The organism is Geodermatophilus sp. SYSU D00815 (assembly GCF_054050035.1).
Genome location: NZ_JBJGYO010000001.1, coordinates 268,641 through 289,786 on the forward strand (window position 1 = coordinate 268,641; position 21,146 = coordinate 289,786).

At 76.1% G+C, this 21,146-nt stretch carries 22 protein-coding genes; 12 read left to right on the forward strand and 10 right to left on the reverse strand.

Annotation, left to right across the window (positions count from 1 at the left end; translation table 11 throughout):
• Window positions 1-11: 11 nt before the first annotated feature.
• A complete protein-coding gene (locus ACI78S_RS01355) occupies window positions 12-2,267 on the reverse strand; it encodes a helicase-associated domain-containing protein (RefSeq protein ID WP_456970394.1) in 2,256 nt (751 codons plus the stop codon).
• Window positions 2,268-2,425: 158 nt separating this feature from the next.
• Between ACI78S_RS01355 and ACI78S_RS01360 the strand changes: the two genes are divergently transcribed.
• Both ACI78S_RS01360 and ACI78S_RS01365 read left to right on the forward strand, forming a co-directional pair.
• On the forward strand, window positions 2,426-2,641 hold the full coding sequence (locus tag ACI78S_RS01360) for a hypothetical protein (protein ID WP_456970395.1): 216 nt from the start codon (window positions 2,426-2,428) through the stop codon (window positions 2,639-2,641).
• 4 nt (window positions 2,642-2,645) lie between these two features.
• Window positions 2,646-4,301: an AMP-binding protein gene (locus ACI78S_RS01365; protein ID WP_456970396.1), complete on the forward strand. Its 1,656-nt coding sequence runs from the start codon at window positions 2,646-2,648 to the stop codon at window positions 4,299-4,301.
• On the opposite strand, the gene ACI78S_RS01370 is transcribed toward ACI78S_RS01365, so the two are convergent.
• Together ACI78S_RS01370 and ACI78S_RS01375 are read right to left on the reverse strand one after the other, a co-directional pair.
• Window positions 4,298-4,612: a hypothetical protein gene (locus tag ACI78S_RS01370; RefSeq protein ID WP_456970397.1), complete on the reverse strand. Its 315-nt coding sequence runs from the start codon at window positions 4,610-4,612 to the stop codon at window positions 4,298-4,300. The two genes, ACI78S_RS01365 and ACI78S_RS01370, sit on opposite strands and share 4 nt — an antisense overlap.
• 45 nt (window positions 4,613-4,657) lie before the next feature.
• Window positions 4,658-5,425: an endonuclease/exonuclease/phosphatase family protein gene (locus ACI78S_RS01375; protein ID WP_456970398.1), complete on the reverse strand. Its 768-nt coding sequence runs from the start codon at window positions 5,423-5,425 to the stop codon at window positions 4,658-4,660.
• 74 nt (window positions 5,426-5,499) lie between these two features.
• On the opposite strand from ACI78S_RS01375, the gene ACI78S_RS01380 reads away from it, so the two are divergent.
• From ACI78S_RS01380 to ACI78S_RS01390, 3 genes are all read left to right on the forward strand, one after another.
• A complete protein-coding gene (locus tag ACI78S_RS01380) occupies window positions 5,500-6,096 on the forward strand; it encodes a hypothetical protein (protein ID WP_456970399.1) in 597 nt (198 codons plus the stop codon).
• A gap of 72 nt (window positions 6,097-6,168) precedes the next feature.
• The gene (locus ACI78S_RS01385) at window positions 6,169-6,615 is read left to right on the forward strand and encodes a hypothetical protein (protein ID WP_456970400.1); all 447 of its coding nucleotides are present in this window, start codon (window positions 6,169-6,171) and stop codon (window positions 6,613-6,615) included.
• Between the two features lie 201 nt (window positions 6,616-6,816).
• Window positions 6,817-7,200, forward strand: a complete 384-nt coding sequence (locus tag ACI78S_RS01390) for a cold-shock protein (RefSeq protein ID WP_456970401.1) — start codon at window positions 6,817-6,819, stop codon at window positions 7,198-7,200.
• Window positions 7,201-7,245: 45 nt separating this feature from the next.
• Here the strand turns inward: ACI78S_RS01390 and ACI78S_RS01395 are convergent, their stop codons facing one another.
• Both ACI78S_RS01395 and ACI78S_RS01400 read right to left on the reverse strand, forming a co-directional pair.
• The gene (locus ACI78S_RS01395) at window positions 7,246-7,737 is read right to left on the reverse strand and encodes a DUF2771 family protein (RefSeq protein ID WP_456970402.1); all 492 of its coding nucleotides are present in this window, start codon (window positions 7,735-7,737) and stop codon (window positions 7,246-7,248) included.
• Entirely contained in the window at window positions 7,728-9,392 is a 1,665-nt protein-coding gene (locus ACI78S_RS01400) for an MFS transporter (protein ID WP_456970403.1), read from the reverse strand. The genes ACI78S_RS01395 and ACI78S_RS01400 overlap by 10 nt, the downstream gene beginning before the upstream one ends.
• Window positions 9,393-9,496: 104 nt before the next feature.
• Between ACI78S_RS01400 and ACI78S_RS01405 the strand changes: the two genes are divergently transcribed.
• The gene (locus tag ACI78S_RS01405; protein ID WP_456970404.1) at window positions 9,497-10,297 is read left to right on the forward strand and encodes a DUF3027 domain-containing protein; all 801 of its coding nucleotides are present in this window, start codon (window positions 9,497-9,499) and stop codon (window positions 10,295-10,297) included.
• A gap of 12 nt (window positions 10,298-10,309) precedes the next feature.
• On the opposite strand, the gene ACI78S_RS01410 is transcribed toward ACI78S_RS01405, so the two are convergent.
• The gene (locus ACI78S_RS01410; RefSeq protein ID WP_456970405.1) at window positions 10,310-10,531 is read right to left on the reverse strand and encodes a DUF2530 domain-containing protein; all 222 of its coding nucleotides are present in this window, start codon (window positions 10,529-10,531) and stop codon (window positions 10,310-10,312) included.
• Window positions 10,532-10,628: 97 nt separating this feature from the next.
• Between ACI78S_RS01410 and ACI78S_RS01415 the strand changes: the two genes are divergently transcribed.
• From ACI78S_RS01415 to thpR, 5 genes are all read left to right on the forward strand, one after another.
• Window positions 10,629-12,170: an NCS2 family permease gene (locus ACI78S_RS01415; RefSeq protein WP_456970406.1), complete on the forward strand. Its 1,542-nt coding sequence runs from the start codon at window positions 10,629-10,631 to the stop codon at window positions 12,168-12,170.
• A 15-nt stretch (window positions 12,171-12,185) separates the two neighbouring features.
• Window positions 12,186-12,620, forward strand: coding sequence for a MarR family winged helix-turn-helix transcriptional regulator (locus ACI78S_RS01420; protein ID WP_456970407.1), 435 nt, complete (start codon window positions 12,186-12,188; stop codon window positions 12,618-12,620).
• 41 nt (window positions 12,621-12,661) lie between these two features.
• On the forward strand, window positions 12,662-13,993 hold the full coding sequence (locus ACI78S_RS01425) for an MFS transporter (protein WP_456970408.1): 1,332 nt from the start codon (window positions 12,662-12,664) through the stop codon (window positions 13,991-13,993).
• Window positions 13,994-14,073: 80 nt separating this feature from the next.
• Window positions 14,074-14,544 (forward strand): hypothetical protein, encoded by a 471-nt coding sequence (locus tag ACI78S_RS01430; protein WP_456970409.1) that lies wholly within the window; start codon window positions 14,074-14,076, stop codon window positions 14,542-14,544.
• A gap of 17 nt (window positions 14,545-14,561) precedes the next feature.
• Entirely contained in the window at window positions 14,562-15,107 is a 546-nt protein-coding gene (gene thpR / locus ACI78S_RS01435; RefSeq protein ID WP_456970641.1) for an RNA 2',3'-cyclic phosphodiesterase, read from the forward strand.
• 25 nt (window positions 15,108-15,132) lie between these two features.
• Here the strand turns inward: thpR and ACI78S_RS01440 are convergent, their stop codons facing one another.
• Window positions 15,133-16,101: an aldo/keto reductase gene (locus tag ACI78S_RS01440; RefSeq protein ID WP_456970410.1), complete on the reverse strand. Its 969-nt coding sequence runs from the start codon at window positions 16,099-16,101 to the stop codon at window positions 15,133-15,135.
• Window positions 16,102-16,128: 27 nt separating this feature from the next.
• On the opposite strand from ACI78S_RS01440, the gene ACI78S_RS01445 reads away from it, so the two are divergent.
• Window positions 16,129-16,959 carry a thioesterase family protein gene (locus tag ACI78S_RS01445; RefSeq protein ID WP_456970411.1) on the forward strand — a complete coding sequence of 277 codons (831 nt, stop codon included), beginning with the start codon at window positions 16,129-16,131 and terminating at the stop codon, window positions 16,957-16,959.
• 103 nt (window positions 16,960-17,062) lie between these two features.
• Here the strand turns inward: ACI78S_RS01445 and ACI78S_RS01450 are convergent, their stop codons facing one another.
• The 3 genes from ACI78S_RS01450 to ACI78S_RS01460 are packed head-to-tail and all read right to left on the reverse strand — an operon-like array spanning window position 17,063 to window position 21,131.
• On the reverse strand, window positions 17,063-19,717 hold the full coding sequence (locus ACI78S_RS01450) for an FtsX-like permease family protein (protein ID WP_456970412.1): 2,655 nt from the start codon (window positions 19,715-19,717) through the stop codon (window positions 17,063-17,065).
• Window positions 19,714-20,379: an ABC transporter ATP-binding protein gene (locus ACI78S_RS01455; RefSeq protein ID WP_456970413.1), complete on the reverse strand. Its 666-nt coding sequence runs from the start codon at window positions 20,377-20,379 to the stop codon at window positions 19,714-19,716. Before ACI78S_RS01455 ends, ACI78S_RS01450 begins: the two co-directional genes overlap by 4 nt.
• Window positions 20,376-21,131, reverse strand: a complete 756-nt coding sequence (locus ACI78S_RS01460) for an ABC transporter ATP-binding protein (RefSeq protein WP_456970414.1) — start codon at window positions 21,129-21,131, stop codon at window positions 20,376-20,378. The genes ACI78S_RS01455 and ACI78S_RS01460 overlap by 4 nt, the downstream gene beginning before the upstream one ends.
• Window positions 21,132-21,146 lie beyond the last annotated feature (15 nt).

The following is a 21,146-nucleotide window of genomic DNA, read 5'->3' on the forward strand; positions in this document are numbered from 1 at the left end:
GGGGACGCGGCTCAGCGGGCCGCGTCGTCCTCGTCGACCAGGGCCACCGAGGTGATCCGGTGGACGGCGAAGGTGCGCGCCTCGCCGCGGCGCTCGTCGAACCCCTGCAGGAAGCCCCCGGCCAGCGACACCGGGCGGACCACCCGCTGGCTCCCCGAGCCCTGCGCGTCGACGTAGCCCAGCCACACCGGCAGCCCCTCCCGCACGGCGCGGGAGAGCAGCTCCAGCGTCCCGGCGGTGGTCACGCCGGGCACCTGGCGCACCGCCTCCGTGCGCCGGGCCGACAGCGCCGCGTCGCCGGCGCGGATCTCGCGGACGACGGTGGCCACCTCGGCCGGTGCCAGCGGGCGGGCGGCCGCGTGCGCCTCGGAGCCGGTGCGCCGTCCCGCCGCGCGTGGCCGGCCCGGCGGGCGGGTGAGCACGGCACCGCCCGGCGACTCCCCGGCCGGCGCGTACCCCGCCTCCCGCAGCACGGTGAGCACCTCGTCGGCGCCCAGCGGGCTGACCAGCACCCCGGGGGCGAGGCGGCGCAGCTCCGCCCCGGCGGTGCGCCGGTCGTTGAGCACCTGCGACAGCAGCCCGGTGTCGTCGGAGCGGACGTAGCTCTCGATCGAGCCCACGCGCAGCCGGCCGTGCTGCCGTGCCACGTCGTCCACCAGGTAGTCCAGGGCCTGCGGCACCGGCGTGCGCGAGGCGCGGGCGAAGAAGTCGTGCAGGTCGGCCGCCGACCAGCCGGCGTCCAGGGCGCGGCGCACGCTGATCTCCGACACCCGGAACACCGTCGCGCCGCCCGAGGACTCGACGTCGGCGACGACGGAGAGCGTGTCGGCGAGGTCGGCCACCAGCGGACCCGGGGCGACCAGCGACAGGTCCGGCTGGGCGAGCACGTGGTCGACCGGGTCGGGCAGCAGGCCGCGCATCCCGTCGGCCGCGCCGTCCTCCCCGTCGGTGAGCAGCCCGCGCCCGGCGGTCGACAGGACCCCGCCCACCACCACCCCCAGCCGGGCCGCCTCGGCGAGCATGTCGGGCACCGGCGCCAGCCGGTCGGCCCGCCGCGGCGTGCGCCACCGCAGCAGCTCGACCAGCTCCTCGGCGGCCAGCCCCGAGCCGGGCGGGTGCTCCGCCAGCACCGCCAGGGCCGGGCGCCGGATCGCCGGCGCGGTGTGCCGCACGAGGTCGGGGGAGAGGGCGTTCACCGCCTTGCCGGCGACGTCGCGCTGGCCCACCAGCGAGGGCAGCCGGATGCTGGTCAGCCAGCCGGCGGCCAGCGACGCCCACCGGGCCGGCAGGTCCAGCTCGCGCCACAGGTCGTAGGCGCGGGTGGGCAGCCACTCGTCGCGGTGCGGGCCGCCGACGTCGAGCAGCCCCGCCACGTGCGCGAGCTCGAGCAGCCACCCCGCGTCGGCCTCGCCCACCTTGAGCGCGCGGGCCAGCCGCTTCTGGTCGCGGACGCCGACCCCGCCGCTGCGCAGCAGACCGGCGGGCTCGTCCTCCAGCGCGGTCAGCAGCTCGCCGATCCGGCCGATCGTCTCCAGCGCCGCCCCCGCGGCCTGCCGGTCGACCACGGCGACGTCGCGGCTCGTCCCCGCCGGCTCCGGTCGCAGCCGCGGCGGGCCGTACGGGCGGTCGCCGCGCAGGGCCAGGCCGATCTCGCGGGGCAGCTCGACGTTGAGCGCGTCGATGCGGGCCAGCAGCCCCTTCTGCAGCAGCCGCCGCGCCGGGGTGACCTGGCCGTCGCCGGGGGTGTCGGGCAGGTGGCCGACCGGGCGGTCGCCGGCCAGCCGTTCCAGCACGGCCAGCTCCTCGGCCGGCAGCTCGGCCAGCGCCGCCGGCAGGTCCGCGGGCAGCGTCAGCCGGATCTCCGCCGCCGGCCGGCCCAGCCCCGCGGGGTGGCGGACCGCGCGGCGCACCGGCTCGGGGGCGCGCAGCACGTCGTCGCCCCAGAGCAGGGCCCGGTCGGTGAGCGCCCGCACCGCCCCCCGCAGCACCTCGTCGGGCACCTCGGGCAGCCGGGCCGGCAGCTCGTCGGCGGCCACCCCGTCGGTCGGCGCCAGCAGGACGACGTCGAGCACCTGCAGCGTCGCGGCGTCCAGCTCGTCCAGCGCGCGGTCCACGGAGACCGGGACGGCGAGCCGGCTGGCCAGCGCCACGACGTCGCTGGGCGCCGGGCGGGCCACGTCGGGGCGCGCGACCAGCAGCGCCGCGAGCTGCTCGTCGCTGCGGGTGCGCAGCCAGGCGGCGAGCGTGGCGGGGCCTTCGGCGGACATCCGCTCCACGCTACGTCGCCCGCGCGGTGCGGGTCCGGCCGCACCGTTACACGGACGTTGCAGCGGACTACCGGTCCCTCCTGCACCTGTGGTGGGGTGCGCGGGAAGATGTGCCCGAGCGCGCACCGCACCCGGGGCGCCGGACACACGGAGACGACATGGCGAAGCGCAAGGCGAAGAACCCGGACCTGGTGGAGCCCACCTGGGAGCACACCGCCGACGGTGGCCCGCCGGTCAGCGAGTTCACGGCCGAGTCCGCGGGTCCGCTGTCGCCGTTCGGCGAGGACCACAGCTTCCCGCTGCCGCCGGGCGCCCTCCGCTACGCGCACCCGACCGACAAGCCCAACCGCGCCGGACTCATGGCAGGGGAGTGACCCAGTGACCGCACCCGCGTTGCCGTCCTACTCGAGCGGGACCTCCACGGTGCCCCTGCTCGGGGACACCATCGGGGCAAACCTCGACCGGACGGCAGCGCGGGTGGGCGACCACGAGGCGCTCGTCGAGTGCGCCACCGGTCGCCGGTTCAGCTATCCCGAGCTCGTCGCCGAGGTCGACGCCTGCGCCCTCGGCCTGGACGCGCTCGGCGTGCGCAAGGGTGACCGGGTCGGCATCTGGGCGCCCAACTGCGCCGAGTGGGTGTTCGTGCAGTACGGCACCGCCAAGCTCGGCGCGATCCTGGTCAACATCAACCCGGCCTACCGCACCCACGAGCTGGCCTACGTGCTCGCGCAGGCCGGCATCTCGGTGCTGGTGAGCGCGCCGTCGTTCAAGACCAGCGACTACCGGGCGATGGTCGCCGAGGTCCGCGGCGAGGCCCCCGACCTGCGCGAGGTCGTCTTCCTCGGCGACCCCGGCTGGGAGCAGCTGATGGCGACCGGCCGCGCGGGCGACCGCGGCCTGCTGGCGCAGCGCGAGACCGAGCTGTCGGCCGACGACCCGATCAACATCCAGTACACCTCGGGCACCACCGGCTTCCCCAAGGGCGCCACGCTCACCCACCACAACCTGCTCAACAACGGCTTCTTCGTGGGCGAGGGCTGCGGCTACACCGAGGCCGACCGCGTCTGCATCCCGGTGCCCTACTACCACTGCTTCGGCATGGGCATGGGCAACCTGGGGGCCACCAGCCACGGCGCGACGATGGTGATCCCCGCGCCCGGCTTCGACCCCGCGGCCACGCTGCAGGCGGTGCAGGACGAGCGGTGCACCTCGCTCTACGGCGTCCCCACCATGTTCATCGCCGAGCTCGGCCTGCCGAACTTCGCCGACTACGACCTCTCCAGCCTGCGGACCGGGATCATGGCCGGCTCGCCGTGCCCGGTCGAGGTGATGAAGCGGGTGGTGGACGAGATGGGCATGGCCGAGGTGACCATCTGCTACGGCATGACCGAGACCTCCCCGGTCTCGACGCAGACCGGCGCCGACGACGACCTCGACCGGCGCACCTCCACCGTGGGGCGGGTGCACCCGCACCTCGAGGTCAAGATCGTCGACCCGGAGACCGGGCTGACCGTGCCCCGCGGGACGCCCGGGGAGTTCTGCACCCGCGGCTACTCGGTGATGCTCGGCTACTGGGACGAGCCCGACAAGACCGCCGAGGTCGTCGACCGCGCCCGCTGGATGCACACCGGCGACCTGGCCACCATGGACGCCGAGGGCTACCTGAACATCGTCGGCCGGATCAAGGACATGGTCATCCGCGGCGGCGAGAACGTGTACCCGCGGGAGATCGAGGAGTTCCTCTACACCCACCCCGACGTCGTCGACGCCCAGGTCATCGGCGTCCCCGACGAGCGGTTCGGCGAGGAGCTCATGGCCTGGGTGCGGCTGCGGCCGGGCGCCGAGCCGCTCACCGCCGAGTCGCTGCGCGAGTTCTGCCGCGGCAAGCTGGCCCACTACAAGATCCCGCGCTACGTCAAGATCGTCGACGAGTTCCCGATGACGGTCACCGGCAAGATCCGCAAGGTCGAGATGCGCGAGGTGTCGGTGGAGGAGCTCGGCCTGCAGTCGGCGGCCGCGGTCCGCAACGCCTAGGACGACGACCGGGCCGGCCGCTGCGCCGGGGCCAGCCGGAGGACCAGCTTCGAGACCAGGTTGGCCAGGACGACGTAGATCAGCGCGGCCAGCGCGTCGTCGACCGCCTCGCCGACCTCCGGGTCGGTCGTGGTGAACAGGTCCTCGGTGAACCAGGCGAAGTGGTCCCGCCAGCCGGTCGTGAACTGCACGAGGGGGTTGGCCGGGTTCGCCCCGAACAGCACGAAGGCGGCGTGCACCAGGATCACCGCCCCGATCACGCCACCGACCAGGCGGACCGCCGCGGCTGCCAGGCTGAACCATCGGGCCATGGCGTCATGATCCACCGCGCGGCGCGGCGGCGCGAGCGGTACCTGTTACCCGGCGTCGACGTCCACGAGCAGGGCACGGTGGTCGGAGAGGGGCAGCCGCAGGGCGGTCGCGGGGCCGGTCGCCCGCAGCGGGCCGCGCACCAGCACGTGGTCCAGCTGCCGGCGCGCGCCGTCGGCCGGGAAGGTGTCCGCGGTCGCGATCGGGCGCAGCCCGCTGACCGCCGCGGCCTGCCGCTGCTCCATGTTCAGGTCGCCGATCACGACCAGCGGCTCCCGCGTGCCCGCCAGCGACCGCACCAGCCGGCGCAGCTGCAGCGCGTTCCAGACCGGCATGAAGGACAGGTGGGTGTTGGTGACCGTCATCTGCCCGTGCGGCCCCTCCAGCACGGCGGCGACGGCGACCCGCGGCTCGTCGTCCACCCACATCGGGCGGCGCCGGCCCTTGAACCACATGGGGACGCGGGCCCGCAGCGCCGGCAGGCGCACCACCCGCCAGGAGACGACGGGGAAGCGGGACAGCAGGGCGATGCCGTAGCTGGCCGAACCGGGCTGCTCGTCCCCGGTCGCCGCCATCCAGGTGCCTCCGGGGGTGCCCGAGAGGGCCGCGACGAACTGCGAGTCGACCGCGCCCATCGCCTCGGCGGCGACCGCCGTGAGGTCGGCGTTCAGCGAGCGCGGCTGGTCGCGGTCGACCTCCTGGAGGCCGAGGACGTCGGCGTCGATGGTCTTGACCGCGTCGGCGAGCCGGTCGCAGTCGACCTGGCCGTCGGCGAGCGAGCGCCCGTGCAGGATGTTGAAGGTGGCGATGCGCACCTCTGCGCAGTTCCCCGGATCCGGCGATCGGAACACGGTGCGTGCGGCCGGTCATCGCGGGTAGCAGGTCTGCCGTGGAGCCATCGGAGCGGGACGAGATCCGCGACCTTCTCAAGCGAACGGCCGTCGCGCTCAAGCAGGAGGGGGTCCCCTTCGCGCTGTGCGGCGGCTACGCCGCCTGGGTGCGCGGCGCGCCGGAGCCCGACCACGACGCCGACTTCCTCGTGCCCGAGGCCGAGGCCGAGCGCGCGGCCAAGGTGCTGGCCGACGCCGGGCTCGACGTCGTCCCCCCGGCCGAGGACTGGCTGACCAAGGTCGTCGGCGAGCACGCCTTCGTCGACGTGCTGTGGCGGACCTGCGGCCACCCGGTGGAGGCCGACCTGATCGAACGGGCCGAGGTGCTGCCCGTGCTGTCGGTGCAGATGCCGGTGCTCGCGGCGACCGACATCGTGATCACCAAGGTGATGGCCCTGGACGAGCACTACTGCGACTTCGGCCGCATCATCCCGGTCGCCCGGGCGATGCGGGAGCAGGTGGACTGGGAGCGGGTGCGCCGGGAGGTGGCCGACAACGACTTCGCCGCCGTCTTCCTGATCCTGCTGGAGCGGCTCGGCGTCATCGAGCCCGCGGACGGCGCCGGCGCCTCGCCCGGCGGTCCGGGGGAGGGGTAGCTTCCCCGGTGACCGGCTCCCCGGGAGCCGGGCGGATCGGGCGGGGCGGGTGACCCGCAAGGGGTGGCGACGGTGTCGATCGACGACGAGGCCGGCTGGGCCCGCGACCTGGCAGCCGAGCGGCGCGACGAGGCCGCGCGCCGGCGCGATGCCGCCGCCGAAGGACGCGCCCAGCGGGCCGTGGAGCGGGCCGCCGCCGCGGAGTCACGCGCTCAGGACCAGGCCGACCGGACCGCCGCCGCGCTGCACCACCGCGCGCACCCCGCCGCCCCGGGGTCGCCGGACGCGGAGGCCGAGCAGGCGCTCATCGACCGGGAGGTGCTCGCCACGCTGCAGGAGGAGACGGAGCAGGCGCTCCGGTCGAACGCCGCCGACCGCGCCGCCGAGACCGCCGACCGCGCGGCCGCGGAGCGCGATCGTCAGGCCGCCGCCGAGGACCGCGCCGCCGCCCGCCGCGACCGCCTCCAGGCCGCCGCCCAGCGCGAGCAGGCCGCCGTGGACCAGGCCCGGTGGTCGTAGCCGCGCGCGCGGCTCGACCGGTGCGACGACGCGCGGCGGCGGCCGGGTCCCGGCCCGGGAGCTCCGCCCGGCGACGGGCGCGGCGGGAGTCGCGTCCGGCGCGTCACCACGGCGACTAACCTGTGAGCAGCGGCCCACGGGCCGCGCCGTCCGCCGGCCCCAGAGGCCGGACCGCCCGCGAGTCGACCGAGGGAATCCACCGTGCCCACCGGAAGAGTCAAGTGGTTCAACTCCGAGAAGGGGTTCGGCTTCCTCTCCCGTGAGGACGGGCCGGACGTCTTCGTGCACAAGGACGCCCTCCCCACCGGCACCACCGAGCTCAAGCCCGGCCAGCGGGTGGAGTTCGGCATCGTCGCCGGACGGCGGGGCGACCAGGCGCTGCAGGTGCGCGTGCTCGACCCGCTGCCCTCGGTGGTGGCGGCGACCCGGAAGAAGCCCGACGAGCTGGTCCCGATCATCGAGGACCTGATCAAGCTGCTCGACAGCGTCTCGAACAGCCTGCGCCGCGGGCGGCACCCCGACCGCAACGAGTCGCGCAAGGTCGCGGCGGTGCTGCGGGCGGTCGCCGGCGACCTGGAGGCCTGAGGCAGCCCGCGGTCGGCGGGACCGCACGCGGCGGCACGGCCCGGCTCAGCCGGCCGGCGGCGTGGTCGCGCTGCCGGCCGCCGTGCCGCCGGCCCGGAGGAAGCCGACCGGCCAGGCCCCCGAGAAGGCGCCGCACGGCCCGCCCTTGTCCTCGACCACGACCAGGTAGAACGCCGCCGGGACGACGTCGGAGCTGGTGATCTCGTCGAACACGGCCTCGCCCTCGCCGACGGGGACCTCGCCCAGCTTCTCCTCGAGCTGGTCGTCGAAGACCTGGACCGCCCAGCCCTGCTCGGCGACGTCGTCGGGCACGGTGAGGGCGATCCGTGCGTCGGGCGCGACCTCGATGATCGGCGGCACCACGTCGGAGTAGCGCTGGCCCGTGCCGTCCAGGCAGTACTGGGTCGGCCGCAGGTCCACCTCCTGACCGCCGACGGCCACGGTCACGCTCGGCGGGGCCGCGGGCTCGCCGCCCCCGCAGGCGGCGAGGACCGGGAGGAGCAGGGTGCCGGCGGCGGCGACGCGCCTCAGCCCCACTGCTCGTCCAGGGGGGTGGTGGGCGCGTCGGGGTAGACCGGCGCCCGGCCGCGTCGCAGGCTCCACAGCAGCAACCCGACCGCGACGACGAGCAGGGCCGCCGCGACGGTGAAGCCGAGCCACCCGATCGGCGGCAGGGCGATGCCGATGGCGCCACCGACCACCCACGACAGCTGCAGCCAGGTCTCGGAGCGGGCGAACGCCGACGCGCGCAGGGTCTCGGGCACCTCGCGCTGGATGATCGCGTCGAGCGCCACCTTGCCGAGCGCGTTGGTCACCGCGGCGACGCCGGCGACCAGCGCCGCCATCGGGAGGTTGAAGAAGACGGCGGCGACGACGGTGACCGCGGCGGCGATCCCGGCCGCGACGAGCACCAGCCGGTCGGGGTCGACCGCGTGCAGCCGGGATCCGATGGCCGTGCCCAGCACGCTGCCGGCGCCCGCCGCGGCGGCGATGCCGCCCAGGGCGAGGGTCGCCGGCCAGCCGCCGTCGACCGTGCCCTGCACCAGGAACGCCGAGAAGATGGTGAGGAAGCCGCCGAGGAAGCGCAGCGCGGCGTTGGCCCGCAACCCCAGCACCACGTGCGGGCTGACCGGCCGCTTGCGCCGGCCGGGCTCGACCGGGCCGGTGGTGAGGACGTCGGCCTGCTGCTCGCCGCTGGGCACGTCGACGTGCTTGGGCAGCCGCAGGGCGAGCACGCCGGCCACCGCGAACACGACCGCGGTGGCCCACAGCTCGACCTCGAACCCGAACAGGTGGGCGATCCCGGCCGCGAGGCCGCCGACGGCGCCCGCGGTGACCAGCCCGAACACCGACTGCCGGGCGTTGGCCGAGGTCAGCGACATCTGCCCCGGCAGGACGCGGGGGACGACGGCCGCGCGCAGCACGTTGTGCGCCTTCGACAGCACGAGGACGCCGAGCGCGGCCGGGTAGAGCCAGAAGTCGTCGAAGTGCCGGGCCATGACCAGCGCGAGCAGCGCCCGGCCCAGGGCGGCCGCCGCGATCGCCCACCGCCGGCCGGTCTGCAGCCGGTCGAGCACCGGGCCGATGACCGGCGCCAGCACGGCGAACGGCGCCATCGTCACGAGCAGGTAGAGCGCCACGTTGCCCCGCTGGGCGTCGGTGGTCGCCGCGAAGAAGAGGGTGCCGGCCAGCGAGACGGCGATCATCGCGTCGCCGGCCATGTGCACCGCGTTGACCCACAGCAGCTGGGTCAGCCCGCTCTCGCCGGCGCCGTCGGCCCGGCTGGCGGCCTGGACCCGGCGCACGGCCGCGCCGGTCATCTCCCGCGTGCGCGCGGCGGCCACCCGCGTGACGGTCGCCCGGGGCGGCGGCGGGAGGACGGCGTCGGGCACGGTGGGCGCCACGGGCGGCGGCGGGGCGGCTCCCGCGCCGGCCCACCCGGGCGGGAGCTGGGCCGCGGCGGGGCCGGGGGGCGGGCCGCCGGGGGAGCCGGTGGCGGGGGAGGCGTACGGGTCGGGGGAGCCGGGCGGGACGTGACCGTTCCCGGCCCAGCCGTCCACCGGAGGGCCCTGCTGGGTGGCCCACTGCGGCAGCGGCAGCGGGGTGGTGTCCATGCGCTCGACCGGCTCGCCCTCGGCGCGTCGGCGCAGGCCCGCGCGCCGGCGCGGACCGGAGGGGTGGGTCGAGGGCACGTTCCCATCGTGCCCCACGAAGCCGGGCGTCGGCGGCGATCCCCGCCCGTGGCCGCCGGGGGCGTCGGCGACCGGCCCCGGCGCGCGTCAGCGACAATGGCTGCGTGCCCGAGTCCTTCCCGCCCGACGCCGCCGCCGAGGACGTGCTCCTCGCCGCGGTCGAGACCGCCCGCGCCGCGGCCGCCGAGACCGCCGGCGACCCCGAGCTCGTGGGGGAGCACCTCGGCGCCGTCCACGAGACGCCGGAGGCCGCGGACCGGGGCCCGGCGGAGCTCGGTGAGGTCGTCACCCACTCCTTCGCCAGCCGGCAGCCCGGCTACGCCGGCTGGCACTGGGCGGTCACCCTCGCCCGGGTGCCCGGCTCCGCCGAGGTGACGATCGACGAGGTCGTGCTGCTGCCCGGTGACTCGGCCCTGCTCGCCCCGGCGTGGGTGCCGTGGCACGAGCGGCTGCGGCCCGGCGACCTGTCCGTCGGCGACGTGCTCCCCTCCACCGAGGACGACCCCCGGCTCGTGCCCGCGTACGCCGTCGACGACGACGCCGCGGCCGATCCCGAGGCGCACGCCGTCGCCGGCGAGCTCGGCCTGGGCCGGGAGCGGGTCATGTCCGCCGAGGGGCGCAGCGAGGCGGCCGCGCGCTGGGCCGCCGGCGACTTCGGCCCCCGCGCGGCGATGGCCCGGCACGCCCCCGGCCCCTGCGGCACCTGCGGCTTCTGGCTGCCGCTCGCCGGCTCGCTGCGCGGCCGGCTGGGCGCCTGCGGCAACGCCTACTCACCGGCCGACGGCCGCGTCGTCACCGTCGACTACGGCTGCGGCGCCCACAGCCAGGCCACCCTGGTCCCCGCGGACGCGACCGAGGTGGTCACCTCGGCCCGCTACGACACCGCCGACTTCGACGTCATCTGAGCCCGGCGCGGCTCAGTCCTTCCTGCCCCACTGGCCCTGCCAGCGCATGATGCCGAGGCCGATGCCGGCCAGGCCGATGCCGGCGAGGCAGGTCCAGGTCCACATCCGGTCGACCCGGTCGCCGAGCAGGAGCAGCACGACGAGGGCCACCGCCCACAGCGCCGTCCCGGTGAGCACCACCCGGACCGTGTCGACCTGCAACGGGGGCGGGGCCTGCTTCTCGGGACCGGGCACGGGCGCACCCTAAGCCTGTCGTTCCCGCGCGCGCAGGAACGGGTACGGCGTGTGGCAGGCTGTCGCCGCTCGTCCCCCGCCTCCCAGGAGTAGGTCCATGGCCGACAAGTCCCACCCGACCCGGGGCGCCGGCGCCCCGACCGCCGACGACGGCACGCCCGCCGACGTCGTCGCCGGGACGTCGAAGGCGCCGAGGCGCAGCGAGGGGCCCCGGGCGAGGCCGAAGAACGGCCTGGACCGCTACTTCGGGATCAGCGCCCGGCGCTCCACCGTGGGCCGGGAGCTGCGCGGCGGGCTGACCACGTTCTTCACGATGGCCTACATCGTGGTGCTCAACCCGATCATCCTGTCGGGCGCCGACGTCAACGGGAACACGCTGCCCTTCGGGGCGGTCGCCGCGGTCACCGCGCTGGTGGCCGGCGTGATGACGATCCTCATGGGCGTCGTCGGCCGCTACCCGTTCGCGCTGGCCACCGGCCTCGGCATCAACGCCGTCGTCGCCGTCTACGCCGCCACGCAGCTGACCTGGCCCGAGATCATGGGCCTGGTCGTGCTCGAGGGCCTGCTCATCACCGTGCTGGTCCTCACCGGCTTCCGGAAGGCCGTCTTCGAGGCCATCCCCGCCCAGCTCAAGACCGCGATCGCCGTCGGCATCGGCTTCTTCCTCACCATCATCGGCCTGGCCGACGCCGGGGTCATCCGGCCGGGCAACCCGCTGATCAGCTTCGGCATCAACGGCCAGCTGGCCGGCTGGCCGCTGCTGGTCTTCGTCGTCGGGCTGCTGCTCACCGCCGTCCTCGTCGTCCGGCGGGTCAAGGGCGCGCTGCTCATCGGCATCGTCGCGGCGACGGTCCTGGCCATCGTCATCGAGGCCGTCGCCGACATCGGCCCGCGCATCGGCGCCGACGGCGCCGTCGACGACCGCGGCTGGGCGCTGCAGGTGCCCGCCCTGCCCGACCAGGTCGTGGGCGCCCCCGACCTGTCGCTGGTGGGAGCGTTCTCGCTGTTCGGCGGCTTCGAGCGGATCGGGATCATCGCCGCGCTGCTCATCGTCTTCTCGATCATGATCGCCGACTTCTTCGACACGGTCGGCACGGTCACCGCCGTCGGCGCCGAGGGCGACCTGCTCGACGACGACCGCAACCTGCCGAAGTCGCAGCCGGTCCTGCTGGTCGACTCGGTCGCCGCCGCGGCCGGCGGCGCGGCGAGCGTGTCGTCGAACACGACCTACATCGAGAGCGCCTCCGGTGTCGCGGACGGCGCCCGCACCGGGCTGGCCAGCGTGGCCACCGGGGTGCTGTTCCTCGTCGCGATGTTCTTCAGCCCGCTGGTCCAGGTCGTGCCGTCGGAGGCGGCCGCGCCGGCGCTGGTGATCGTCGGGGCGCTGATGATCAGCCAGCTGCGCCACCTGGTCTGGAACGACCTGTCCCTGGTGATCCCCGCGTTCCTCACGATCGCCCTGATGCCGTTCACCTACTCGATCACCAACGGCATCGGCGCCGGCGTCATCAGCTTCGTGCTGCTGCGGGTCGCGGTCGGCCGGCGGCGCGACGTGCACCCGCTGATGTGGGTGATCGCGGTGCTGTTCCTCGTGTACTTCGCGCTCGAGCCGCTCCAGCAGCTCGCGGGCCTTTCCTGAGTTAAGCTAAGGATCGTGAGCCGGACGACGCTGGACACCGCAGCGCTCGCCCACGACCTGCGGCTGGCCGTCATGCGGCTGTCCCGGCGGCTGCGCAACCAGCGCGTCGACACCTCGGTCACGCTGACCCACCTGGCCGCGCTCTCCACGCTGAAGAGGCACGGGCCGATGAGCCCGGGCGAGCTCGCCGCGCACGAGCGGGTGCAGCCGCCGTCGATGACCCGTGTCGTCGTGGCGCTGGAGGGTATGGGGCTGGTCACCCGGACGCCGCACCCCACCGACGGCCGGCAGGTCGTCATCGGGCTCACCCCGGCGGCGGACGAGCTGCTGGGGAGCGAGGCGCGGGCGCGCGAGGCGTGGCTGTCCGGGCAGCTGCAGCAGCTCAGCGCCGAGGAGCGGGCGGTGCTGCGGGAGGCCGCGGTGATCATGGACAAGCTGGCCAGTGGGTGAGGTGGACGAGCGCTGATCGACCGCCGGAGCGGGGGAACGGGATGTTCCGATCGCTCCGGGTGCGCAACTACCGGCTGTTCGCGTCGGCGAACCTGGTCAGCAACACCGGCACCTGGATGCAGCGCATCGGGCAGGACTGGCTGGTGCTGCAGCTGTCCGGCGACAGCGGCATCGCGCTCGGCCTGATCACCGCGCTGCAGTTCGGCCCCTCCCTGCTGCTGAGCATGTACGGCGGGGTGCTCGGCGACCGCTACGACAAGCGCCGGGTGCTGCTGGTGACCCAGGCGCTCATGGGCGTGCTCGCGCTCGCGCTCGGGATCCTGGTCGCCACCGACGGCATCGCGCTGTGGCACGTGTTCGTGCTGGCCCTGCTGCTCGGGGCGGTGTCGGCGATCGACGCGCCGGTCCGGCAGGCGTTCGTCTCGGAGATGGTGGGCCCCGAGCTGCTGCCCAACGCGGTCAGCCTCAACTCGACCATCTTCAACGGCGCCCGGCTGGTCGGCCCCGCGGTCGCCGGCGTGCTGATCGGCGCCTCGGGCGGCGACACCGCCCCGGCCTTCTTCGTCAACGCGGCCAGCTTCGCGTTCACCCTCGCCGCGCTGGTCGTCATGCGCGGCGGTGAGCTGCGCCGCAGCACGCCGACCGGGCGGGCGGAGGGGCAGCTGCGGGAGGGCCTGCGCTACACCGCGGCGCACCGCGACCTCGTGCTGGCGATGGCCCTGGTGTTCGTCGTCGGCACCTTCGGCTTCAACTACCAGGTCACCATCGCCCTCATGGCCCGCGAGCAGTTCGGGCTCGGCGCCCAGGACTTCGGCCTGCTCTCCACGGCCTTCGCCGTCGGGTCGCTGTCCGGCGCCCTGCTCTCCACCCGGCGCAGCAGCCGGCCGCGGCAGCGCTTCCTGGTGATCTCCTCGATCGTCTTCGGCCTGCTCACCATCGTCTCGGGCCTGATGCCCACCTACGCCGCCTTCGCCGCGCTCCTCGTGCCCACCGGCGCTGCCGCGCTGGTCTTCAGCGTGGCGGCGAACAGCTACGTCCAGCTCGGCGCCGCCCCCGAGATGCGCGGCCGCGTCATGGCCCTCTACTTCATGTGCTTCATGGGCGGCACCCCGGTCGGGGCCCCGCTGATCGGCTGGATCTCCGAGCACCTCGGCGCCCCCTGGGGCCTGGTCGTCGGCGGCGTCGTCGTGGCCGTCGCGGGCGCCGGCGCCGGGCTCCACCTGGCCCGCGGGCGCAAGGTCCGCCTGGAGGCGCACGTCGCCCCACCGCGCCTGGCGCTGCACGTGAGCCCGCCGCGCGGCGCGCCCGCCGTGGCGTCCCCGCCGCTGCGGGCCGCCGAGGAGGCCGCGGCCCGCTCGGCCGGCAACGCCTGAGCCACTGATTCGCCCTCCTCGCCCGCGGCCCGGTGGGGGTACGGTGGCCAGCAAGTGTCGGGCCGTACCGGGGAGCGACCGTGTCCGCCGTCCTCCTGCCCATCGGGGTCGTGGCACTCCTCGTGCTGTTCTGGCTCGAGCTGCCGCTGCTGGACCGCTACGTCTTCCGGGGCCGCCGGAAGGTCTTCCGGGGCCGCCGGGAGGTCTTCCGGGGCCGCCGGGAGCGCGACGCGCGTGAGCGCCGGCCGCGGCGCTACCGGGTGCGCGGCAACCGGGTGCAGCGCCCGCCGGAGACGAGCCGCCGTCCGCTCCAGGTCATCGCGGCCGACCTGCGCCGGCTGTCGCGGCAGCTCGCCCTCGTGCCCGCCGGTGCCCCGCTGGTGCGGTGGCGCGCGCTGTGGTCCGCCTACGACGCGGTGCTCACGGAGGCGGCCGAGGCGCTCGAGGTGCCGCACGCGCTGCCGGACACCCCGGTGGGCATGGCCCGCGACATCGAGCGGCTGCGCGTGCTCGCCGCGCTGGAGGGCGCCGGTCTGGTGGTGCGCGGCTGACCTCCGCCGATCCCCGGCTGTTCTTCGCCGTCGACCCCTCCCCGGAGGCGCGCGCCCACCTCGCCGCCGCCGTCGCGCCGCTGCGGGGGGCGCCCGGTGAGCCGCGCTGGACGGCGCCGGAGCGCTGGCACCTCACGCTGCTGTTCCTCGGCGACGTGCCGGCCGGGAAGGTGCCGGCGCTGGTCGAGGCGGCGGGGCCCGCGGTGGCCGCGGCCGCCCCGATGACCCTGCGGGTGGCGGGCGTGGGCCGGTTCGGCTCGCGCCGTCGTCCGCAGGTGGCGTGGGCGGGGCTGGCCGGCGACGTCCGGGGGCTGACCGCGCTGGCCGGGCGGCTGGCCGGGGTCGCGCGGTCGCTGCGGCTGGCGGTCGAGGAGCGGCCTTACGAGCCGCACCTCACCCTCGGGCGCTGGCGACCGGGCCGGCCCGCCGACGGCTCGGTGGTCGACCGCCTGGCGGGGTACGCGGGGCCGGACTGGCCGGTGACCGAGGTGCTGCTGCTGCGCAGCCACCTCGGCCCGGCCCCGCGCTACGAGACCGTCGCCACCTGGCCCGTGGCGCGGTGAGGGAACGGCCCCGGGACGGGGTCCCTCACCAGGCGTACTCCATCGGGGCGGGCTTGTAGCCGGGGAAGATCTCGTCGAGCCGGGCGAGGGTGTCGTCGTCCAGGACGACGTCGAGCGCGTGCAGCGAGCCCTCCAGGTGGCCCCTCGTGCGCGGGCCGACGATCGGCGCGGTGACCGCCGGCTGGTGCAGCAGCCAGGCCAGGCCCACGTCGGCCGGGCTCTCGCCGAGGTCGCGGCAGAGCGCCTCGTACTGCTCCAGCGCGGCACGGTTGTCCTCGAGGTCCTGCTTCGCCCGGCCCTCGTGGCGGCGCTGCCCCTCGGCCTTCTCCAGCGCGCCGGCGAGCAGGCCGCCGTGCAGCGGGCTCCACGGGATGATGCCCACGCCGTAGTGCTGGGCGGCCGGGATGACCTCGAGCTCGATCTGCCGGGTGAGCAGGTTGTAGATGGACTGCTCGCTGACCAGGCCCTGGAAGTGCCGGCGGGCGGCGGCCTCGTTGGCCGCGGCGATCTGCCAGCCGGCGTGGTTGGAGGAGCCGACGTAGAGCACCTTGCCCTGGGCGACGAGCGTCTCGCAGGCCTGCCAGATCTCCTCCCACGGCGTCCTGAGGTCGACGTGGTGGAACTGGTAGAGGTCGATCCAGTCGGTGCGCAGCCGGCGCAGCGAGGCCTCGCAGGCGCGCACGATGTTCCGGGCCGACAGGAAGGTGTCGTTCGGCCAGTCGCTCATCGAGCCGTACACCTTGGTGGCCAGCACGGTCTTCTCCCGGCGCTCGCCGCCCTGGTCGAACCAGGTGCCGAGCACCTCCTCGGTGCGGCCCTTGCCCTCGGAGAACCCGTAGACGTTGGCCGTGTCGAAGAAGTTGATCCCCTCCTGCAGGGCCAGGTCCATGATCTCGTGGGAGTCCTCCTCGGAGGTCTGCCAGCCGAAGTTCATGGTCCCCAGGCACAGCCGGGAGACCGAGAGGCCGCTGCGGCCCAGGTGCGTGTACTGCATGGGAACCACCCTGGCACCCTGGTCGGCGTGCCGCAGACCGACCGTCCAGGGTCAGAGTTCGCCGCCGCGACCGCGGTGACCCGTGCCGAGGCCGGCGGCCTCGTGGCCGCGCTGCACCCCGGTTGGGACGTCGGCGGCGGCATCCTCAACGGCGGCTACCTGCTGGCCACGGCGGCGCGGGCGGCGGTGCTCGACAGCCCGCACCCGCACCCGGTGGCGCTGGCGGCGAGCTACCTGCGGGCCACCGGTCCGGGCCCGGCCGCCCTCACCGTCACGCCGGCCACCGCGGGGCGCACGCTGGCGCACTCGTCCGTCGTCCTGGCCACCGCCGAGGGGCCGACCCTCGCCGTCCAGGCGACGACGGCCACCCTCGCGGACGCCGCGCCCGACGTCGCGGTGCCGCCGCCCGAGGTGCCGCCGGCGGAGGAGTGCCTGCCGCCCGACGCCTTCGTCTCGATCGGCGGCCGCCCGACCCTGGAGGTGGGCCTGCGGCAGCGGGTGCTGACCCGTCTCGACCCGGCGACCGCGGGCTGGGCGCGGGGCCGGCCCTCGGACGAGCCGGTCGTGCGGGCCTGGGTGCGGCTGGCCGACGGCACCGAGCCCGACCCGTTCGCGCTCGTCCTGTTCGCCGACGTCCTCCCGCCGACGACCTGGGCCATCGGGCGGTTCGGGTGGGCTCCGACGGTGCAGCTGCAGGTGCTGGTGCGGGCGCTGCCCGCGCCGGGCTGGTGCCTGGTCGAGGCGCGCGCGTCGGAGATCGCCGGCGGCTGGCTCGACGAGGACTACCGGGTCTGGGACTCCACCGGCCGCCTGGTCGCGCAGAGCCGCCAGCTCGCCCGCGAGCCGCGCCCGCGCTGAGCGCCGCCAGGATCAGCCCACCTGATCCGGAGAGGTCCTCCCGCGCGGTGCGACGTGGGGGAGGACCTCCCGCGATCAGCTCAGCTGATCGTGGCCCGACCGGTCAGGCGTCCTCGCGCAGGACGCTCGCCGGGTCGGCCCGGTCGGCGGCCCGCTGGGCGTACAGCGCGGCCAGGACGGCGACGACGACGGCGGTCAGCCCGGTGAGCCCGACCGCCACCCACGGGACGTCGAGCAGCGGCGTCGGCGGCCGGAGCAGGTCGACGTCGAGCCGCCGGTAGACGACCGCGACCGCCGCCGCCGCGAGCGCGGCGCCCAGCACCAGCCCGACCAGCGCCACCCCGGCGAGCTCCACCACCAGCGAGCGCAGGTGCGCCCCCTTCGACAGCCCGAGCCGCCGCGCCATCACGTACCCCGAGACCCGGGTGCGGCTGCGCGCCTCCAGGTAGAGCAGCAGGCCGCCGACCGCGATGACGCCGACGAAGACCGCCAGCGCCGAGAGGTAGCCGAACGTCCAGGTGATGCCGAGGAAGTTGGCGGTGGTGAAGACGTCGTCGGGCTCCACGACCCGGATCCCGGTCGCGCCCGCCGCCGTCGCCGCCTCCACCGCCCCGGCCCGTGGCGCGTCGGTCCACAGCTCCGAGACGCGGTCGGCGCCGGCCTGGCGGGGGATCTCGGGCAGCCGGTCGTACGCGACGAGCACCAGCGGGGCGTCGGCGCGGCGGCCGGGCAGGACGTCGGCGGTCTCGACCACCTCGGCGGGCACCTCGGTGGAGCCGACCCGCAGGCCGGCGTCCCCCTCGGGCAGGCCGAGGGCGACCACCGGCAGCCGGCCGTCGACGTCCGGGCCGCGCAGCGCGGCGACCAGGTCGTCGAGCGAGGCGTCGGCGAAGCTGTCCTGCCAGTAGGCGGCGCCCGCGAACGTGGCCGGGTCCACCGCGAGGACCTGCACGTCCACGCGGTCGCCCCCGGCGCCCGCCGCGCTGCCGTTGTAGCGGTCCACCACCGTGCCGACGTCGGCGGTCGTGGCGTCGCGCTCGATCCGGGCGATGCTGACGACCGCCCGCCCCGCGCCCACCTGCACGCCCACCTTCGCGTCGAGGGTGGCCTGCGAGCTCGAGGTCAGCGTGGCGGTGTAGCCGAGGACGGCGACCGGCAGGGTCACCGCGACCAGCAGGGTCGCCGTCGCCAGACGGGCGGCGGCCAGCCGGTTCACCGCCAGGTGGACGGCCGGGGAGCGGCGGGCCGCGGCGCGGCGCAGCGCCGGCAGCAGGCGGGTGAGCAGGCGGGTGAGCAGCACGGCGGCGCCGGCCAGGCCGAGCAGGGGGAAGGCCACGAGCAGGCCGTTGACCTGCGCCACGCCGCCCTCGGCGACGATCGCGTCGCGGCTCTCCATGAGCACCCAGCACCAGCCGGCGGCGACCAGCAGCGCGAGCTCCCACGGGACGGCCGCCGGCCAGCGGGGCGCCGCGCCCAGCGGGTGCTCCGCCGTCCCGCGGGCGCGCAGCCCCGCGACGACGGCGGCGCAGGCCAGCCCGACGACGAAGGCGGCGACGCCGGCCCGGAGCGCGGCGGTCGTGGCCGCGGGGTCGAGGTCGTCGGCCGGTCCGAGGCCGGCGATGAGCAGCCGGGCCACGGCCCAGCCCAGGGCGGCGCCGGCGAGGGCGGGCAGGCCCAGCTCGAGCGCGGCCTTGCCGGCCAGGGGGACCGGGCCGACGCCGCGGGCGGCCAGCAGCCGCACCTCCTTGGCCCGCCGGTCGGCCCAGAAGCTGCCGGCCGCCGCGACCAGCACCAGGGCGAGCAGGCCGCCGGCGATCGCGACCGGGAGCACCGGGCCCTGCAGCCCCCGCTCGATCGTCTCGGCCCGCCGCACCGCGTCGGCCAGCCGTTCGCTGCCACCCGCGTCGACCAGCTGCGGGGGCGCGGTGGCCTCGACCTCGGTGACGACGTCCTGCTGCTCGTCGAGCAGCCGCCGCGCGTCGGCGACCGACAGCGACGCCCGGTCGACCGGCACCTGCTCGCTCACGGCCATCAGGCCGGCGGCGGACGCCAGCCGGTAGAAGGTCGCCTCGTCGGTGGCCAGCACCAGCGCGGGTGGAGGCACGTTGGCCGACGCCAGGTTGAGGAAGAGATCGCCGTAGTCGCACCAGTAGGGGCCCGGGTCGGTCTCGAACAGGTCGGTGTAGATCCCGGCGACCGGCACCGTGAGGCCGCCCATGGTGATGGTGTCCCCGATGCCGGCCCGGGCCGCCTCCGCGTAGGAGGCGGGCAGCCAGACGCCGCTGGTGTCCGAGGACTCGACGGCCGCCACGTGCTGGGTGATGCCCGGCCGCCAGATCACGTTGGCCGGCTGGCTCAGCCGCGCGCCGGCCGGGTCCTGCACGAGCATGCCGAACTGCGGGTTGCCGCCCGAGCCGATGGCGCGGTCGATCAGGCGCACCGGCTCGCTCTCCAACCCGCGGTCCTGCCAGGCGAGTCGCTGCCCGTCGGCCAGGTCGGCGATCTCCTCGGGCGCCGTCCCCACGGGGACGGCGTAGCCGCCCCCGGTGATCTGCCAGCCGGCCTCGGCGCACTGCGGGGCCAGCTGCTCCTGCAGCGCCGCCGAGCGCGCGGACGAGAGGAACAGCGGCGCGGAGGCGACCGCGCAGGCCAGGATCGCCGACGTCACCAGGACGGCGACGACGGCGGCCGGGGAGCGCAACCCGAGCCAGGGGGCGCGGCTCCACGGGGGCAGCCGCCACAGCGGGGGCCGGCTCATGCCGGCGCCCCCTCGGTCAGCCGGCCGTCGCGCATGGAGACCACCCGGTCGGCGCGCGACCACGCGATCTCGTCGTGCGTGGCGACCAGCACCGCGGAGCCCTCGCGGGCCAGGTCGGTGAGGGCGTCGAGCAGCGCGTCGGCGTGGCCGCGGTCCTGGTGCGCGGTCGGCTCGTCGGCCAGCAGGACGGCGGGGCGCAGCAGCAGCGCCCGCGCGACGGCGACCCGCTGCTGCTCGCCCAGCGACGCCTGGTGCGGGTAGCGGTCGGCCAGGTGGGCGATGCCGAAGTCGGCCAGCAGCTGCTCGGCCCGCTCGGTGGCCGCGGCCACCCCGCCGCGGAGGCGGGCGGGCAGCAGCACGTTGTCGGCCAGGGACAGGTCGGGCACCAGGCCCAGCGCCTGCGGCACCAGGGCCAGCTCCGGCCAGCCCAGGCCCGCCGGCGGCCGGCCGGCGAGCGCGCCACCGTAGGTGAGCGTGCCGGAGTCGGCGCGCTCCCAGCCGCAGAGCAGCGCCAGCAGGGTGCTCTTGCCCGACCCCGACGGCCCCACCAGCGCCACAAGCTCCCCGCCGGCCACGCCCAGGTCGACCCCGTCGAGCGCGTGCACCGGCTCGCTGCCCCGGGTGAACGTCTTGCGCAGCCCGACCCCCCGGAAGCCGGTCACGCGGCCACCACCCGGCCGTGGTCGAGGCGGACGAACCCGTCGGCGATCGCCATGACCCGCGGGTCGTGCGAGGAGATGACGAAGCCCACGCCGGAGGCCGACAGGTCCTCCATCGCGGCCAGGACGCGCTCGGCGGCGGCGGTGTCGAGCTCGGCGGTGGGCTCGTCGGCCACCACCAGCGCCGGGTCGCCGACCACGCCGCAGGCCACCGCCAGCCGCTGCTGCTCGCCGCCGGAGAGCTGGGCCGGCCGGTGGTCGGCGCGGGGGCCGAGCCCGAGCCGGTCGAGCAGCCCTTGCACGTCGGCGTCGCTCACCCGCGCGCCGCGCAGCTGGGCGGCCAGGCGCACCTGGCCGGCGGCGTCCAGGTAGGGGAGCAGGTTCTCGCCGGGCCGCTGGAAGAGGTAGGAGACCTGCCGCTGCCGCAGCTTCCGGCGGGCCCGGGCGCGGAGGGCGTCCACCCGCTGCCCGGCCACCGACACCTCGCCGGAGTCGGGCCGGTCCACGCAGGCCAGCAGGCGCAGCAGCGACGACTTGCCCGACCCCGACGGCCCGACCACCACCGTCACCCGGGCCCGCGGGATGGCGAGGGTGACCCCGTCGAGGGCGGTCACCGACTCGGTCGCCGTCCGGTAGGTCTTCACGACGTCGCGGCAGACCGCCGCCGGCCCGTCGGGCGCCGCGGTGTCCGCGGTGCCGAAGACGGGGTCGGCCAGCGGGTCCTGGGCGAACCGGAACCCCTCGTGCCCACTCATCGAGGCGGCAGCTTA